Annotated in this window: 14 protein-coding genes; 3 read left to right on the top strand and 11 right to left on the bottom strand. The window is 52.2% G+C overall.

The features are described 5' to 3' along the window. Positions 1-13: 13 nt before the first annotated feature. The 3 genes from SIC18_RS06740 to SIC18_RS06730 all read right to left on the bottom strand — a co-directional run bounded on the left by SIC18_RS06740 (position 14) and on the right by SIC18_RS06730 (position 4,679). Entirely contained in the window at positions 14-1,567 is a 1,554-nt protein-coding gene (locus tag SIC18_RS06740; RefSeq protein ID WP_413430468.1) for a DUF1254 domain-containing protein, read from the bottom strand. 37 nt (positions 1,568-1,604) lie between these two features. Continuing rightward, entirely contained in the window at positions 1,605-3,119 is a 1,515-nt protein-coding gene (locus SIC18_RS06735; RefSeq protein WP_048348041.1) for a DUF1254 domain-containing protein, read from the bottom strand. Between the two features lie 360 nt (positions 3,120-3,479). After that, positions 3,480-4,679: a DUF1254 domain-containing protein gene (locus SIC18_RS06730; protein WP_413430467.1), complete on the bottom strand. Its 1,200-nt coding sequence runs from the start codon at positions 4,677-4,679 to the stop codon at positions 3,480-3,482. A 49-nt stretch (positions 4,680-4,728) separates the two neighbouring features. Here SIC18_RS06730 and cbiE point away from each other — a divergent pair, with 49 nt between their 5' ends. Continuing rightward, a complete protein-coding gene (gene cbiE / locus SIC18_RS06725) occupies positions 4,729-5,994 on the top strand; it encodes a precorrin-6y C5,15-methyltransferase (decarboxylating) subunit CbiE (RefSeq protein ID WP_413430466.1) in 1,266 nt (421 codons plus the stop codon). Between the two features lie 83 nt (positions 5,995-6,077). Here the strand turns inward: cbiE and SIC18_RS06720 are convergent, their stop codons facing one another. From SIC18_RS06720 to SIC18_RS06705, 4 genes are read right to left on the bottom strand one after another with little or no spacing between them, the layout of a single operon-like run. Then, entirely contained in the window at positions 6,078-6,206 is a 129-nt protein-coding gene (locus SIC18_RS06720) for a hypothetical protein (RefSeq protein WP_256381392.1), read from the bottom strand. Beyond that, entirely contained in the window at positions 6,190-6,621 is a 432-nt protein-coding gene (locus SIC18_RS06715) for a DUF192 domain-containing protein (RefSeq protein WP_048346032.1), read from the bottom strand. The genes SIC18_RS06720 and SIC18_RS06715 overlap by 17 nt, the downstream gene beginning before the upstream one ends. Continuing rightward, a complete protein-coding gene (locus SIC18_RS06710) occupies positions 6,621-7,304 on the bottom strand; it encodes a winged helix-turn-helix transcriptional regulator (protein WP_413430465.1) in 684 nt (227 codons plus the stop codon). Before SIC18_RS06710 ends, SIC18_RS06715 begins: the two co-directional genes overlap by 1 nt. Then, positions 7,301-8,209: an NAD(+) kinase gene (locus tag SIC18_RS06705; RefSeq protein WP_048346030.1), complete on the bottom strand. Its 909-nt coding sequence runs from the start codon at positions 8,207-8,209 to the stop codon at positions 7,301-7,303. The genes SIC18_RS06710 and SIC18_RS06705 overlap by 4 nt, the downstream gene beginning before the upstream one ends. A gap of 139 nt (positions 8,210-8,348) precedes the next feature. Here SIC18_RS06705 and SIC18_RS06700 point away from each other — a divergent pair, with 139 nt between their 5' ends. Beyond that, positions 8,349-9,965 (top strand): FAD-dependent oxidoreductase, encoded by a 1,617-nt coding sequence (locus SIC18_RS06700; protein ID WP_048346029.1) that lies wholly within the window; start codon positions 8,349-8,351, stop codon positions 9,963-9,965. Positions 9,966-9,997: 32 nt separating this feature from the next. Here SIC18_RS06700 and SIC18_RS06695 read toward each other — a convergent pair whose 3' ends face one another. The 4 genes from SIC18_RS06695 to SIC18_RS06680 form a co-directional block, all read right to left on the bottom strand. After that, complete coding sequence (locus SIC18_RS06695; protein ID WP_048346028.1) at positions 9,998-11,641, bottom strand: ABC1 kinase family protein; 1,644 nt, start codon at positions 11,639-11,641, stop codon at positions 9,998-10,000. A 387-nt stretch (positions 11,642-12,028) separates the two neighbouring features. After that, entirely contained in the window at positions 12,029-12,136 is a 108-nt protein-coding gene (locus SIC18_RS06690) for a DUF4278 domain-containing protein (RefSeq protein WP_071840712.1), read from the bottom strand. Between the two features lie 239 nt (positions 12,137-12,375). Beyond that, the gene (locus SIC18_RS06685; protein ID WP_413430464.1) at positions 12,376-12,609 is read right to left on the bottom strand and encodes a hypothetical protein; all 234 of its coding nucleotides are present in this window, start codon (positions 12,607-12,609) and stop codon (positions 12,376-12,378) included. Between the two features lie 836 nt (positions 12,610-13,445). Then, positions 13,446-13,847 carry a hypothetical protein gene (locus SIC18_RS06680; protein WP_413430463.1) on the bottom strand — a complete coding sequence of 134 codons (402 nt, stop codon included), beginning with the start codon at positions 13,845-13,847 and terminating at the stop codon, positions 13,446-13,448. A gap of 659 nt (positions 13,848-14,506) precedes the next feature. Here SIC18_RS06680 and SIC18_RS06675 point away from each other — a divergent pair. Further along, positions 14,507-15,757: a hypothetical protein gene (locus SIC18_RS06675; protein ID WP_413430462.1), complete on the top strand. Its 1,251-nt coding sequence runs from the start codon at positions 14,507-14,509 to the stop codon at positions 15,755-15,757. Positions 15,758-15,759: the final 2 nt, after the last annotated feature.

Here is a 15,759-nt window from a genome sequence, read left to right as displayed (position 1 = left end):
AGATCAACGTTGTTTAGAGCTTTTCGATCGCGCCCAGCCTCCAGGTCCGGTCGAACCAAGCCTGCTCGGGCCCGTACAAACGAAAGATTCCAAACCAACCCTTACCAGGAACCGTTTTTACCCAATTGGCCTCCTTGCCTACGGGAGGTTCAGGACCGAAGTAGAGGTCCACGCTCCCGTCGGCGTTGCTCACCATGTCCTGATTGCGTTTGTTGTTTTTACTTGGGTAGGGCGACTCGTTGCTTTGCAACATCGAACGGGTCTGAGGGTCGTAGACCACAAACGACCAGAAGCGATTCGCCGGAGCATTGGCCGGAACTCTCAGTTTGTACGTGTTAGCTCCATCGAGATAGGCGCCATTACCATCCCGAGAAGAGAAAGCGTATTGAGATCCCACACCAGGCAGCTCGAGGGCCATCGCCGGTGTGTTCACCGTGGCGAGATAGAAGAACAGAGTGCGGCCATCCATATCGCGACCACCATTGCCATTGTTCACGAGATACTCGTGACTGCCTCCAGGAAAGCCGGTTTGCCAATAACCAGCTTTGCCTGGGTAGATATAAGCCTTGGGATCCTGAGGGGAAAACAGGATCGAACGAGCCGTGGCATTACCAATGGCTACAGATTCTGTAAGGAGTGCTTTTTGCTCCGCATCCGGGGCAAAAGGCTTGCCTTTTTGGATGCCAATCGCTGACGCCATGCCCAGTAACTCAGGGGAGAACATCTCAGAAGGCTCTCGCTGAATCACCTCATTCAGTTCTTCGTAGAATCTGAAATTATTGGCATGAATGGTATTAACCGTCCAGTCTGTGAGATTCTTAAAAGTATTTCTTTGGGGATTGGCCCTCATCGCATAGGGGTAAACCTTCAAGCCATTTCTAAAGCTATCTCGTGCCGTAGCAGGCTGGCCTTTATCATCGAGGAAGCCACGAAGAATCAACCAATTGATGATACTTGAAGTTTTCGCTACATAAAATCCATCAGTCGAGGCCGGAACCTGTTGGCCTGGTCCAACAATCAGATACTTACCTCCCTTTCCCTTGTCAGGACCAGGGCCTCCCATATCCACCACAAAGCGGAAGAAAGCATCATTTACTGTTCCTGGTCCAGTGCCAGGTGGGACCTCAACAACGACAGGACCATCACTGAGATCGAGAAAAGCTGAGGCATACACCGTATCGGTGTTTCCGGTGAGCCAAAGAGACTTGGAGCTCATCAGCTCATCAAAGATGCCGATGTCCTGATTTGGCTTCATTCCATAGCCATCACGGTGACCCACATACAGCATCTCCAACGAAGCTGCTGGCATGAAATTAAGGAACGTCTGGATTCCACGGCCCAGATCCACCTGACGGCGAGCCTTTCGCATGGTTTCATCATCAGGGAAACCATCGAAATAATTAAACGTGCCGATCCGTGTGTTCACGGTATCTGGAGTCAGCACGTCAACAGGAATAGGCGTGTTGTAGCCCTTCGGCGCAACATCAGCGGCATGAAGCGCAGAACCGCTACAAGCCAAGAACAAAGCTGAAAGAGCAGCAGATGGGAAACGAGTGAATACAGTCATGGTTGAGGATAAAGAAAAAAGTGGTGCAGTTCAGACCTCAACCAAGAGGCTGAATGTCATTCAGTTGCCAGGTTTTATCAAACCAAGGCTGCAGTGGACCATAGAGGCGGAAGACAGCAAACCAACCCTTACCAGGCACAGTTTCAATCCAATTAGCTTCTTGTCCGGCAGGTGCGTTAGGACCGAAATACAGATCGATACTGCCGTCAGCATTCGCTTTTATATCTTTATTTCGGACGCTATTTTTACTTGGCAGTAGTTGACCTGTCTGCAGTTCAGAGCGGGTCTGCGGGTCATACACAACCATCGACCAAAAATCCTTCGCAGGAACATCTTTATCAATGGTGAATTTGTAGGTTTTACTTCCATCGAGATAAACACCATTGGAGTCGGTAGCTACCACTCCATACTGGGAACCAACTCCCACCATTTTCAGCACCATGGCTGGAGTATTGACGGTGTAGCCCCAGAAAAAATTGTTGCGAGCATCGAGGTTACGGCCGCCTTTCCCACCATCAACAAGCCACTCGTAACTTCCGCCACCAAACGGAGTGAACCATTGCTTGCCTGGATAGAAGTAAACATCTTGATTACGAGGCTTACCCATATCAGAACGCACATAAGCCACACCCACTTGAATCGCTTCCTCCAAAATCTCTCGATCTTGTGGAGAGGGAGCGAAAGGTTTTCCTTTTTCGAGACCAATCGACGATGCCAATCCCCTCAGCTCGGGATCTAAAAAGGCGATGGGCTCACGTTGGATCACCGTGTTGAGCTCATTGAAAAACTCAAAATTGTTGGCATGTACCGTATTGAACACCTTTTCACCAGCTTTGATAAAGCTCATCTGAGGTGGGTTGTCTTTTTGCGAATAGGGGTAAAGACGCAATCCATTTTCATAATTAGCGATAGCCTTATCAGGTTTCCCATTGGAATCAAGGAAAGCCCTGAGAATCAACCAGTTTGAATAAGTTGGAGAGCGAAATACAAAATAATCGCCAACATTACTTGGCTCGGTATCATCGGGTCCCAAGATCAAATATTTACCACCTTTCCCCTTGTCAGGCCCCGGAGCCCCCGTATCAGCCACAAAGCGGAAGAAGGCATCGTTAATCGTGCCTGGACCAAGCCCAGCAGGGATTTCGATCACCATCGGACCGGTGTCCTGAAGGTTGAAAAACGTTGAGCCGTAAATCGTATCCGTATTACCTGTGAGGAACAGGGGGTTCGAATACAAGGGAGACAACAAGGCCACCTTGGTGTGATCATCAACGCCAATTTCCGCATGACCATGGCGCAGCATTTCGATACTTGCTGCGGGCATCAAGGTCAGAAACGTTTCATAACCACGAATAAATTTAAGATTTTCAAAGCTTGTCCGAACCGTTGCCTCATCAGGCATCCCATCGAAGAAGCGAAACGTTCCGGCACTCGTCTTGACGGTATCTGGAGTGAAAATCTCCTCAGGAATGGGAGTGGTATAACTCTTACTCACTTGTGACTGTTGTGCATGGACGACACGATCCGAAGCACTAACAGCGGCCACCGCCATCGATGTAAGCAGCAAAACAGAAGAACGCCTGCGAAGCTTGCTGGAAATGCCTGACATACCTTATTAAGAAGGAATCCTGTTCATACACTTTCTACAGGTAGGGCGCGGAATGCAGACAAAAAAGAATCAGGCTTTTGCCCTATTGGGATCACCTCTCTGATGGCGATCCTCCTTGTCAACAATGAAACCAATAAGCACTAGGAATGGACACAGGCTTGACTCTGATGAACGAAGCAACGCCTCATCTGCAGAGAAGCAACAAGGCGAACTAGGGTAAGGAAAAGTGTTCACAACCCATCAACCACCAACGCAGCTCAACATGGGTTAAAAAAGCCCGGTTTTTGCACCTGGGCTTTGCACTCATTGAGCGGGTTGAAATTGAGGCGGGGTCCAACTTCCATTGAAATAAGCGTCCGTTGGCGAGTAAATACGAATAGCCGCATTCCAACCAGGGAAAATATCAAGATAATTGTCCTGATTCTTATCCCCACCCACGTGAATGACATAGTCTCCTTGTTCATTTGCTTTCGCAAACGCGCTATTAATATTGTAATTTTCACCAGTGGAAAATCCTTCCGCGTCATACACAGTCACTGACCAGAATGCCCGCGGATCATTGGGGACATTTTTAAGGGTCAACGTCTGAGGCTTCGTGGAATTCACAACATTCGGGAAGGGATAAACCGCACCCTGCTTTGGCAGCCCACCCCAGCCAATCGCAACACCGAAATTACGCATCTCCTCGCTGATCTCTCCTTTTTTGCCAAATGCCATCTCAGACGTAATGCCCTCAGGCTGCCGCCGATTGTTGTAATCGGCACGCATGGCAAGAATCGCTTGCTGGTCGTACTTGTTGGGGGAAACAAACACACCTGGAGCACTTTGCTCCAACTGAATCTGATCTTGAACAACTCCTGCTTGCTTCAGGTCCTCAGGATCCTGCATATTCACCTGCGTGCGCACAAAAGCAAACACATAACGACTCCCCATCGCCTCCTTGGTCAAGAGATAACGCCCAGGCTTGTCGCTGATCAGGGGGATCCAATGCTCATCGTCCACCACCTCGAGAATCTGATAGCGCTCGGTTTCTGGGAGAACAACCGTGGCAGGTTGCTGAAGATCGAGAACAGCGAAGGAATAGAGGGTGTCGAAATTGGGGCGCAGAATCGAGCGTTCGGAAGGATCCATCGCCGCGTGCTGGTGAAGAAACACCCCCATCCCGTCACTGCAGGTGCCTTTGGCAATCTTGCGGACATAGTCGGCCAAAATCACCTCCGTCTCAGCGGCGGCGTAATTGGCCTTGGTCACGGGTGTGACCACGGTGGCTGTCTTCTCAATCGCTGCTGAGGGGCAGTTGTGCGCCTGCCCATGGGAATGCACGCCGTCAGCCCTAGCGTTGAAGCCGGCTAATAGACCAGCCCCAAGAGCTGAAGCCAACACGAAGCTTCTTCCATGACGGGTGAGCGTGCGAAATGCCATTGCGATCTCATCCACTGTTTTCAGTACTAGCCATCCATTCACAGGACGCCTCAACGACCATCCGTTGCTTTGATGATTCATGCACAATTGGGATCAAAGCAGCTTGCGTTGAAGGCTGCACAATGGCGTCATGATCGATGTGATCGGCACCGACGCCGGTGCTCCCGGCTCGCTCCCACCCGCGGCTCAGCTTTTAGTGGAGCAAGCAGACCTAGTGGCAGCCCCAAAACGGTTGCTGACTGCACTCCAGCAATGGGCTCCTTCCAGCCAAGTCCTGCATTGCATCCCCAGCGATAATCCTCTCGCTCTCAGTGAAGCGTTGCTGGCGCTTGAGAGCGATCAACGCGCTGTAGTACTGGCAAGCGGTGATCCGTTGTGGTTCGGTATCGGCCGGATCTTGATTGAGCGCCTGGGACGCGAACGTCTGCGCTTTCATCCCGGCCCCTCATCCTTACAACTGGCATTTTCCCGACTGGGCAGGCCCTGGCAGGACGCGCAATGGATCAGCCTGCATGGCCGTGACCCTGCCCCACTGGCACAGCGCTTGCAACAACGACCCAGCGCCTTGGCGGTGCTCACCGATCCCAGCCGCGGTGGCGTGGACGAGGTCCGCCAAAGCTTGCGCAGCAGCGGCCTGGAATCGGCCTATGCCCTCTGGCTCTGCGAATCGCTTGGTCACAGCAGTGAGCGCGTGCAACGGCTCAATCCATCCGAAGCCACGCCGAGCGATTTGCACCCCCTCCACCTGGTGGTGTTGCTCTCAGAAGCCCAGGAGGCTCAACCTCCAGATCAGTTGCCGCTGTTTGGTCTCGAGGATGGTGTGTTTCTTCAACACAGCGATCGGCCCGGCTTAATGACCAAACGCGAGGTGCGGATCCAATTGCTCGCTGAGCTGAACCTTCCAGCGCAAGGCGTGCTCTGGGATCTTGGTGCTGGGACCGGCAGCGTGGGCCTTGAAGCGCTGCGGCTCAGGCCTCAGCTGCAGTTGCTTTGCATTGAACAGCGCAGCGGCGGATCAACACTGATCGCCGCGAATGCCAGACGCCTGGGTGTTCAACCCGCAGCGATTCTGGAAGGCGATGCTATGGACGAGCTCAGCAACCTCCCTGCAGAATTAGTCGCCCCCGACCGGGTGCTGATTGGTGGCGGAGGCCGCAAGCGCCGATCCCTCCTGAAGCATGTGATCCAGTGCATGGCCCCCAAAGGTGAAGTGGTGATTCCCCTCGCCACGTTGGAGGCCTTCGCTGAGCTGAGGCCGGTGCTCGAGGCCGCCAAGTACTCGGTGAAGCTGAGTCAGCATCAGGCCTGGCGCGGCCAACCCCTTGCCGATGGCACCCGGCTTGCTCCGATGAATCCGGTGTTGATCCTCAAGGGAAGCGCTCCCCGGCTGGACTGAGAATGACGCGATCGAGCGAAAAGGGCAGAATCAAGCCCTTTGAAACTCACAGGATGGCAATCCGAGAAAGCAAACCCCAGGTGTCACCACTGCGCCTCAAGATCACTCTTTTGATTGTTGGCGTTGGCCCCTTGCTTGCCGTTGGGCTGTGGCTTCAATCCAAGGGATTCTTTAGCTAGGCCTGCCTCTTCCACTTCATTGGCTGGCGTCATTGCTTGGCGTCATTGCTTGGATCGGTTCAATCACCACCGTGTCTCCAACGCCAAGCCCCAGGCGCTTAGCCTCCCCAGCTCGTAACTCGATCACACCGTCCGCATCAACCATCGGCCCATAGGCCTTGCAGGGCACAGCTGGACAAATGGGCACCTCGGCCTCAATCGCAATCACCTCGCCCTGGTGCACAAACACCATGTCGAGGGGCGCAATCGTATTCAACATCCAAAAGCGCAACGGGCGTGCGGGCTTAAACGGAAACCACATTCCCCTCAGCGGTGGCAAAGCCGGGCGTTGCATTAATCCAAGCCGTTGTTCTTCGGGCTGGTCCGCCACCTCTAAAAGAACGCAGGTGTCGTCGCGAACGCACCATTGGACTTCAAGGGGCAACTGCTGGGGGGGAGATACGTCCATCAAGAGCTCTTCAGGAAAGGAACGCCGTTGTTGAGGCAATAACCACGGCCACGAATGGTGTGAATTAAGCGAGTGTCGCCATCCGCCTCAAGTTTCTGACGCAAATAACGGATATACACCTCCACCACATTGCTCGACACCCCTTGCTCATCGTTCCAAACCTCACGCAGGATTTGATCACGACTCACGGCCCTGCCCCGCTCCTTAAACAGCAACAGCAGCAAGGACGATTCTCGCTCCGTTAAGCCAATCGGCCGGGTCCCACGACGCACCATTCCGCTTCTGGTTTCAAGCTTCAAATCACCAACCGCGATCACAGTGCAGAGCTCTTCCCTGCGTTTCTGAAGAGAAAGATGGAGGCGCAAGCGTTGCAAGAGATCGCTCGGTGCATTGGTGGCCAACCAGAAATCATCCGCCCCAGAACTGAAGCAGAGCTCTCGAGCGTGAATACTGTCTTCGCTCACGCCAAGCAAAATCGGCAGCATTCCAAACATCTGGCGGAGCTCACTGACCTCAGGCATCCGGCCCGGTGACACGATCGCAGCGATCGGCTGCTGACTAGAAGCTGCAATGGTGCTATTTCCAGCCCCCCACTCCAAAGATGGATAGCCCGAAGCCTCGAGGCGATCTTTGAGGTGCAGGGCCTCAGCACCAACCAGCAACAGCACTCCCTGCTCATTCATGGACGATCAGGCTTCGCCACATGGGGCAGTCCCCAGCCCAGCTTGTTGCGCAAGACCTGGAAAAACTCGTGGTCGGATAAGCGCACAAAGCGCACGGGATGGTCACTACGCCGGATCAGCACCCGATCTTCCGGCCAGACGTAACAGCCAGCACTTCCATCCACCACCATCATCAAGCGTTCGGGAGTGGCGGGAAACACCGTGACCGGTTCTTGATCACTAAAGACAAGCGCACGCGAGGCCAAGGAATGGGCTGCGATTGGGGTGAGCTGCAACACCGGACAATCGGGGGTGATCACGGGTCCACCGGCGCTCAGGGCGTAGGCCGTGGATCCGGTGGGTGTTGACAGGATCACCCCATCAGCAGAGATATCTACGGGCGCATGCCTGCCGATCGCAATTTCGAAATGACACATGCTGGTGAGTGGCTCACGGTGCAACGCCATTTCGTTAAGAGACAGGGCTTCCCAGCGCCTTTGATCTCCGCGCATCACGCTCACGACCATGTTGGCGCGCTCCTCGATCGTCCAGCGATCGGTAAGGATCTGCGCGAGAGCCTTATCAAGATCACCCAAATAGGCCTCTGCAAGAAAGCCAAGATGGCCAGTGTTGATCGTCAGAATCGGCACACCAATAGGTGCAGTTTGACGGGCAGCCGACAGGACCGTGCCATCGCCTCCCAACACAATCGCCAGCACCATCGAGTCATCAAACCCCTCGGGCACACAGGCGTTGTACCCCAGCATTCGCAAGTGCTGATCGGGGTTAGCGAAACCCACCATCCCTCCAGAACTGCTGGCCCGAACCACGTCATGGCCGGCAAGCTCCAGACGCTCCTGAATCGTCTGAGCAGTCTCGACGGCGAGCGACTTTCCGTCATTCACGATCAGTCCGACCCTGGGCACCGATCGCGTTTCAACAGAACGAAACTATTTTATGAGAAAAATCCACTAGCAGCTGCGTGAGGTTGTTTTTTGAAGCCAACGCCGGCCCATCGCCAGGCCTGCTTAGCGTTCAGACCACTACCTGAGGCAAGTCCGAGAGATGCCAAGCGACACCCCCTCCCATGTGGTTGTAGTTGGAGCGGGATGGGCTGGCTGGGGGGCCGCGAAGTCCCTTTGCGAGGCTGGGGTTCGGGTGACGTTGATCGACGGGATTAACGATCCAACGGGCAGTACGCCGCTCTCCACCCCCAGCGGCAAACCATTCGAGGCCGGCACGCGGGGGTTTTGGAAGGACTACCCCAACATCAATGCCCTTACGAAAGAACTCAGACTCGGCAATCCTTTCACCGAGTTCACCACCAGCGCCTTCTGGTCCCCCAACGGCCTGGAAGCCAAAGCTCCGGTGTTCGGTGATGGCCCACAGCTACCCAGCCCTCTCGGCCAGGCCTTCGCCACGATCAACAACTTCAAGCGGTTGCCGGTAGCCGATCGACTCAGCATCGCCGGGCTGCTGGTCGCCATGCTCGATTTAAACCGCAACGATGCGGTGTACCAGCAGTACGACGGCATCGATGCACTGACGCTGTTCAAGCAGTTGAAAATCAGTGATCGGATGATCGATGAGTTCCTCCGTCCGATCCTGCTGGTGGGCCTGTTCAAGCCACCTGAGGAGCTCTCAGCGGCGGTGACGATGGAGTTGCTGTACTACTACGCACTGGCCCATCAGGATTCATTTGATGTGCGCTGGATCAGGCGCAAGAGCATCGCAGAGCAACTCTTGGCTCCGCTCAGTCAGCGCTTGCGTAACCAACATCATCTGGAAGTACTCGGGGGAACGTTGGCAACGCGTCTGAACGTCTCCCGAAATGGGACAATGGTGACGTCGGTTGAGACCCGCTCGGTAGCCACGGGCCGCAGCGCTGTGATCAACGATGTCGATGCCGTGGTGCTGGCGGTGGGCGCCAAGGGGATGGGGGCACTGATGGCCAACTCACCGGAGTGCGCGGCTCTATCCCCGGAGCTGGTGCGGGCAGGCAATCTCGGCGCTATTGATGTGGTGTCCGTGCGCTTGTGGCTTGATCGCAGGGTGAAGGTTGCCGATCCCGCCAATGTGTTGTCACGTTTCCAGGCGCTTCAGGGATCCGGCGCCACCTTCTTCATGCTCGATCAGCTGCAACCGGAAACGGAACGGGAGCTCTGGGGTGCTGATCCCGTGCAGGGCTCTGTGGTAGCAAGCGACTTCTATAACGCCACGGCAATTGCTGAACTCAGCGATCAGGCGGTTGTCGATTGCCTCATGCAGGAGTTGTTGCCGATGGTGCAGTCAGACTTCCGCAGAGCGCAGGTGGTGGATCAGGAGGTGCGGCGTTATCCGGGGTCGGTATCACTGTTTTCACCGGGAAGTTTCAAGCAACGACCACCGCTGGAGACGTCGATCGCATCGATCGTCTGCGCTGGCGATTGGGTGCGGATGGGAGATCGGGAATTCGGCGCCAAAGGGCTCTGCCAGGAGCGTGCCTATGTGTGTGGTTTAGAAGCCGGAAATTCACTGCTCAAACGCAAGATCATCTCGGGAACAACGCAGTCTCAAACCCTTCAACACCCTGTGATCCCAATTCGTGCCGACGAACCACAGGTTGTGCTCGGTCGCACCATCAACAAACTCGTGATGGATCAACTGGATCTCTTTGGACTCAAATACCCTTGGCTTCGTTAGCAACAAGCCAACGCGCCTCCTCCGAATCGCACTCATCGACGACTAGAGCGCAGCAAGGACACAATCAGCCAAAGACCAAACAATGTGGCTCCAATAAATAACCCCTCGCTGACCTCCCTCAGCAAAGGTTGTTGGGCCAAGGTGGCCATCACCGTGGCACTTAGCAATAGCGATGCCACAAGAATCGCCAATGACACCCGCTGCGACATCCGGTCCAAGCTGGCGCGCATGGCGTCAAGCCCCTCCAGCTGAATGGCAAACACCAAGTCGTCACTACTGAAGCGCCGCAACAGCTGACTCAGCTGACGCGGGGAATCAATCGTGAGGTTGCGCAAATCAAGGCCAAACTGCATGAGCCGCTCTTGAGGCAGCATCACGGCACGGGCAAGCAGTTGAGCCACCAAGGGCTGCATCTCTCCAGTGAAACTAAACGCCGGGTTTAAAGAATTGCCTACACCCTCCAAGTTGGTGACCGATTTCACAAACAGGCCAAGGGTTCCCGGAACCCGTAATCCAGAGCGATTCGCCAGCTGCAGCAAGGCAGCGAGGAAAAGGGCGAAATTGAGTTCCTCCAGTGGCTTGGAAAAACTCCTGGCAATCAGCTGATCAAGCTGCCGTTGCAAATGCTGACGATCCACTTTCACCCCCCGAGCCGGTGGCGCAATTTGCTCCAACACATCCGTTGCCCTGGCTCCGTCCTGGTTAATGAGTGCCAAGACCAGATCCAGCAAGTTGCTGCGGGTGCGTGGATCGAACTGACCCACCATTCCCGCATCGAGCAGGATCACCTTGCCATCGGCCAAAACTTTGAGATTGCCGGGATGGGGATCCGCATGAAAAAAACCCTCCACGAAGTACTGCTCCACAAAGGCGCCAAGCAACGCCGTGGTGGTTGCCACCAATCCAGGCCCAGCCTCGAGAGCATCGTGAGCTTCAGGGCTGAGGATTGATGCACCTTCGATCCACTCGAGCACGAGCACGCTGCGGCTCGACAACCGCTGCACCACTTGGGGCAGACGAATTTGAGCGTCAGGCACGAAACTCGACTGTTCCAAACTGCGCTGCAGACGCAAGGTATTGGAGGCCTCAATCCTGAAATCGAGCTCCCGCACCAAAGCCTCAAGAACCTGATCGGCAAGACCCACGAAGTCGTACAAACCACCGAGAGACGTAGCTGCAGCGAGGGCAGCAATCTTGCGCAACAAGCGACCGTCTTCTTCCACCTGGGCAGCGATCCCTGGCCTCAACACCTTCACCGCTACGGCACCGAGCTCAGGCAAGGTTGCTTTGTACACCTGCCCCACACTTCCAGCCGCAATCGGCGTGTCGGTGAACGTTGAGAACGCCTTGTCGACAGAGCAGCCCAATTCTTGCTCCAGTTGAGGTCTCAATTGCTCCCAGGACACAGCCGGAACATCGGCCTGCAATTGGCTCAATGCCTCGATGTAGTCTTCCCCCAGAAGGTCGGGGCGCGTACTCAACAGCTGGCCCAACTTCACGTACACAGGTCCCAACTCCGTCAGGATGTTGCACAGCACCGAAGGCAAGGGCAGCCGCGTTTCAGAGGCATCGCCACGGTTGAGGAGCTGAGAGAGAAACGACCACTCATGGCGCGAGACGATCCGAACGATCTCCAAGGCTCTTGATGAACCGTCGAACACACTGAGCACAGACATTCAATCAGCAGTAAACGACAAAAATCTCGGGCTTGTCAGTGGTCTGGAGCAGTCATCAGAAGGAATGGACTGTTCAACTGACCGGCGCAAAGCCAACAATCAGCAGCATGGCTGAAAGCAAACGCAACAGGAAACAATTGCCGGATAGACAGCGAGGACTTGCTGAGGAGCTCCGTATGACGCCAAAGGATCGACATGGCCTGTGATGGGAGACTCGTGATACAGAAAGCAAGTCTGAACCACCACAAGGCACTCACGCCTGATTGATACCAAACCCCAGCAGTGAGCGTCCCATTAACATGAGACAACTCAGAAATACGCGACAGAAAAAGATAATAAAAAGCCCCCACCAATAAGGCGAGGGCTTATGACTATCAACTCTTTGAATCACTTAGCATAAGCAATACCTCTATAAGTGAGTCGAATCTTGTTTGAAGCAGATGTCGACGCAGTGTTTGCTTGTACATACTGCTTGCCACGGTAAGTCAAAGTCATGAAAGGTTCCTCAGGAATACAGGCCCCCGTTCCATGGCCTGTACTGTCTGCGCCTCACAAATGGGATGCAAGGTGAACGTGATGCGTAGATGAGCTACCACTTATTTATACCCATCGCGTCAACATACATTGCGTTCACAGCGCTACATGGCGAGCACATTTCTGTGCCCTAGCAATACAAAACAGAGCCAGAAGTAGCACAGCTATTGTACAAACCGCTACACAATCATGGTTCAAGCTCAAAATTCAAGCCTCCCAATGCACAACGAAAGATCCTCAACCAGCTGGAGAGGAGGCTCGAACGCAGCAATCGCATCGTTCAGTTGACCCAAGCCATCAGAAGGAACCACGAAGGGGGGATGACGCCCAAGCTCTCTAGAGAACCAAGCCTGCGAACAAGGAAAGAAAGCCATAGCGATTGAGTCGCAACCCTTTTCATCCACCATGACATCGGAGAATTGCGAGTCAGCCATGCATGAATCCAGACAAAAAAGACAGCTAAAGAGTGCCCATACAAGGGAACGTCACGATCAAGCAGCAGCACATCCTGTTCGTCTACAAATCGATTGACTGTTTAGCAAACACCTTGCAGCACGTAGGTATACCGACTGATGCCAAGCATGAGATGCGTATTCAGAGTAGTGACGTTGGGAGAATGCATGACATCTTTAAGAATTGAGAATTTGTGCTTACAGGCAAGCCTCGAACTTAACGAGACTGTCGACGCTTATAGAGATCGAATCGATGTCAGCCGTGAAGCTCATTTGACTGGGTATCTCATGTGCCATTTCCTAATGACGATGTGCTGCCTTGGAGACTCAGTTCGATTCGATCTCTTGATGGAGTCCCTAAGGGCTGATCCTATAGAGGTATAGCTCTGATCAACATCAAGCTGACCTAGAAGTCCTTACAAATCACGTCTTAAAGCCTGAATACTGGCCACCTTTAATCCTATTGATGATCGCCGATATTTTGTCTGCATCACCTCGCCATTCACGACCAGCCCACAATTCGCATTCAGCAAGGGAAGCCTTCAAAATCCAAAAAGGTTGGATCGAAACAAACGTATAACCGCTTCTCAGGCAATCTTGATCGAGAATGCTTCCAAGGCCTATCTGGCAAAACCAGACATGACGAATCGTGGCAAGAGACCTCAAAGTCAGATGTAGGCAACTATCACAGGAACAACAATTGCAGAGAGACTGAATACTTTCGAAAAGCTCTAAACTGATGCGAACAATCAAGACTAATCCCGCAAACACCGTATCAAAACCAACTTTTCAACCACAGAGTAAAAGGGAATTGATGACTACTCCATCCAAAGTTTCTTAAAAGCATAGGGGAATAATTCACGTTGTTCCATGGAGGCTTCCCGAATAAACGTAATACAGGCATTTGAGCCATCAAATTGCTTGCTTCGAATGACCATTGTCATCGAATCATTCAGGCTTTTTCCTTTCTTTAATCCTGCATCAAGTGTCTTGACTGCGCCGCTAGGATCGCACTTCCCGAGCGTGATAGGCACTGGATCTTTGGCGTGGCTTGCTGGGATTAAGCCAACAGACAGGATGAGGCTCAAGAGCATCAGACTAGAAGTCACCATCGCCCTGTCGATATGAACAACTAGTAAAGCACTGATGCCATGAAGCGCTTGCCTTGAGATATGACAAACGGTTCCTAAGCAGACAAAAGCCTTCAGCCCTTTCGTCAACGCCTTCAGGAACGATCAGCAAACTGATTTCTTGGGGCCACTGAATGACGCCAAGAAACATGACAACCGTAAAAGCATTACAATAGAGGGTACGAGCAAAACAGTAGCGACTCACTCTCGCTAATCCAAACTGAATCGGCTGATACTACCAATGTTAAGCATATAATAGCCAAACTGCTTGACTAGCGTAGCTTCGCACTGGTGATGATTATGACAAGTCTCTAAGATTCATATTTTTGGAATTGCAGTGGCGGGCAGCACGCACTGAGTCCTGAGCACTAATTCTATACAACATCAGATATAAATTTGCCCCAGAGAGCATTGAGAATTGCCTCATCTCTATTGCAGGTTAGATTGATTCGCCAACCATCTTGCTCAATTCAAAAGATTCGGCCTCGCTGATTAAACACAAATCAAGCCAACGCCTTCACTGAAAATGTAACAAAGGCTGCAGACACAAAGTCATTGACCACAAGTTTTAAAAAGCAGAGTGAAAGAACTAATAGTGTAAAATTTTAGTTATTCATCCCGCGAGTTTGAAGATGGATAGAAGCATATCCTGGCGACTCCTTCCTGGCTTCTACAGGCCTGGGAAGTCAAGCTTCAAATCCATTCAGGCCCTTTTCTCTGAATTCTTACGAGATCGGCACTCTCCGAGTTTGTTACAAGCTCATTATGACAATGATACATCTGATTCAATCAATTATGGATGGGGCGACTCTGCTCCATTAGAAAAAGAGATTACATCCCAAGAAGATCTAGACACTCTTATCAATACTCCATTTGCATTCAATCAAGCCATTTGCATTGTCGAACCTGCTGATCATGTTGGATTCAACACTATCGGCGAACCAGTAAGAGCCTCAATCAATGTTGCATGGCTTGCGCAGAGAATCGCTGATTGCGACTCAATTGTGTTCCCTTTGTGGAAATCTGGCTTAATGGACCGAAAAAAACTCGCTCATGTTCTTACGTCTTCTCTAGCTGTTGTATTTGAAGGCGGGCATCCAACAGTAAGAGATAGCAAATCGTTTGATAATACCAATTGCTCTCATGCTGATCTCCTCGATCTAAGTGAGGAGCTTATTTTATCAAGGAGACTTAGAAGTGCTCCCTCTATATTTATCTGCCTTGGACATCAGCTTGCCGCGCAAGCACATATACGATTAATAAAAAAAGCCACTCACGAGATTCTGGAGACTATTGATGACATCCTAATCAATCAGCCCAATTCTAGAAATGCTTTAAAACAAGTCTGCAATAGAGTTCAGGCTCTAGGAACAAAACTAAGAATCGTCAAAGACGACAAAATTGTTGCGACGGGCTGGGATCATCCAGAATTCGCCGTAGGGATCAACGAAGTTCCAGAGGCGGGTCACTGTGAAATCATTCACTATGAAAAATCAAGCTCCCATCCCGACCCAGAACTAGCTGAATTAATCACCACTCAAGCAATCACTGCAGAAGAATATGATGGTGTAATTGAAGAATCAATTTCTCACGAAAAGGACTTAAATATTGTTATGTTCCATACCGACGAAGTCAACGAAGAAGCCATCCTGTTTGCGAATTGGGCCTATCGCAATCTCTATCAATCACTTCTGCCCGCAAGGAACCAGCTTGTGATATCTGAACTTTCTTGGTTGTTCAATCTTCCGAGCAGTATTGAAATCCTGTGTTCAACAACCGCTGAAGGCAGGTTGTGCACAGAAGTTGCCGCAACATGTATCAACTATAGGGACTACGACACTCGACAAACTCGCAGATCATTCACATGTCAATTCCACCCAGAATTAAGAGATGACCTTAGAGAATTCAAAAAAAGCGGAATACCAGCATTCGACAATCTAAAAAAAGATGATGGAATTAGGCTACTCATCCGAATATTACACGACAGCTTAATGGAGTAATT

The sequence above is a fragment of the Synechococcus sp. Cu2B8-bc1011 genome, from assembly GCF_047302735.1.
Lineage (GTDB): Bacteria > Cyanobacteriota > Cyanobacteriia > PCC-6307 > Cyanobiaceae > Synechococcus_C.
Note: the sequence above shows the minus strand (reverse complement) of the source record. Positions and strands in the feature narration are given on the sequence as shown.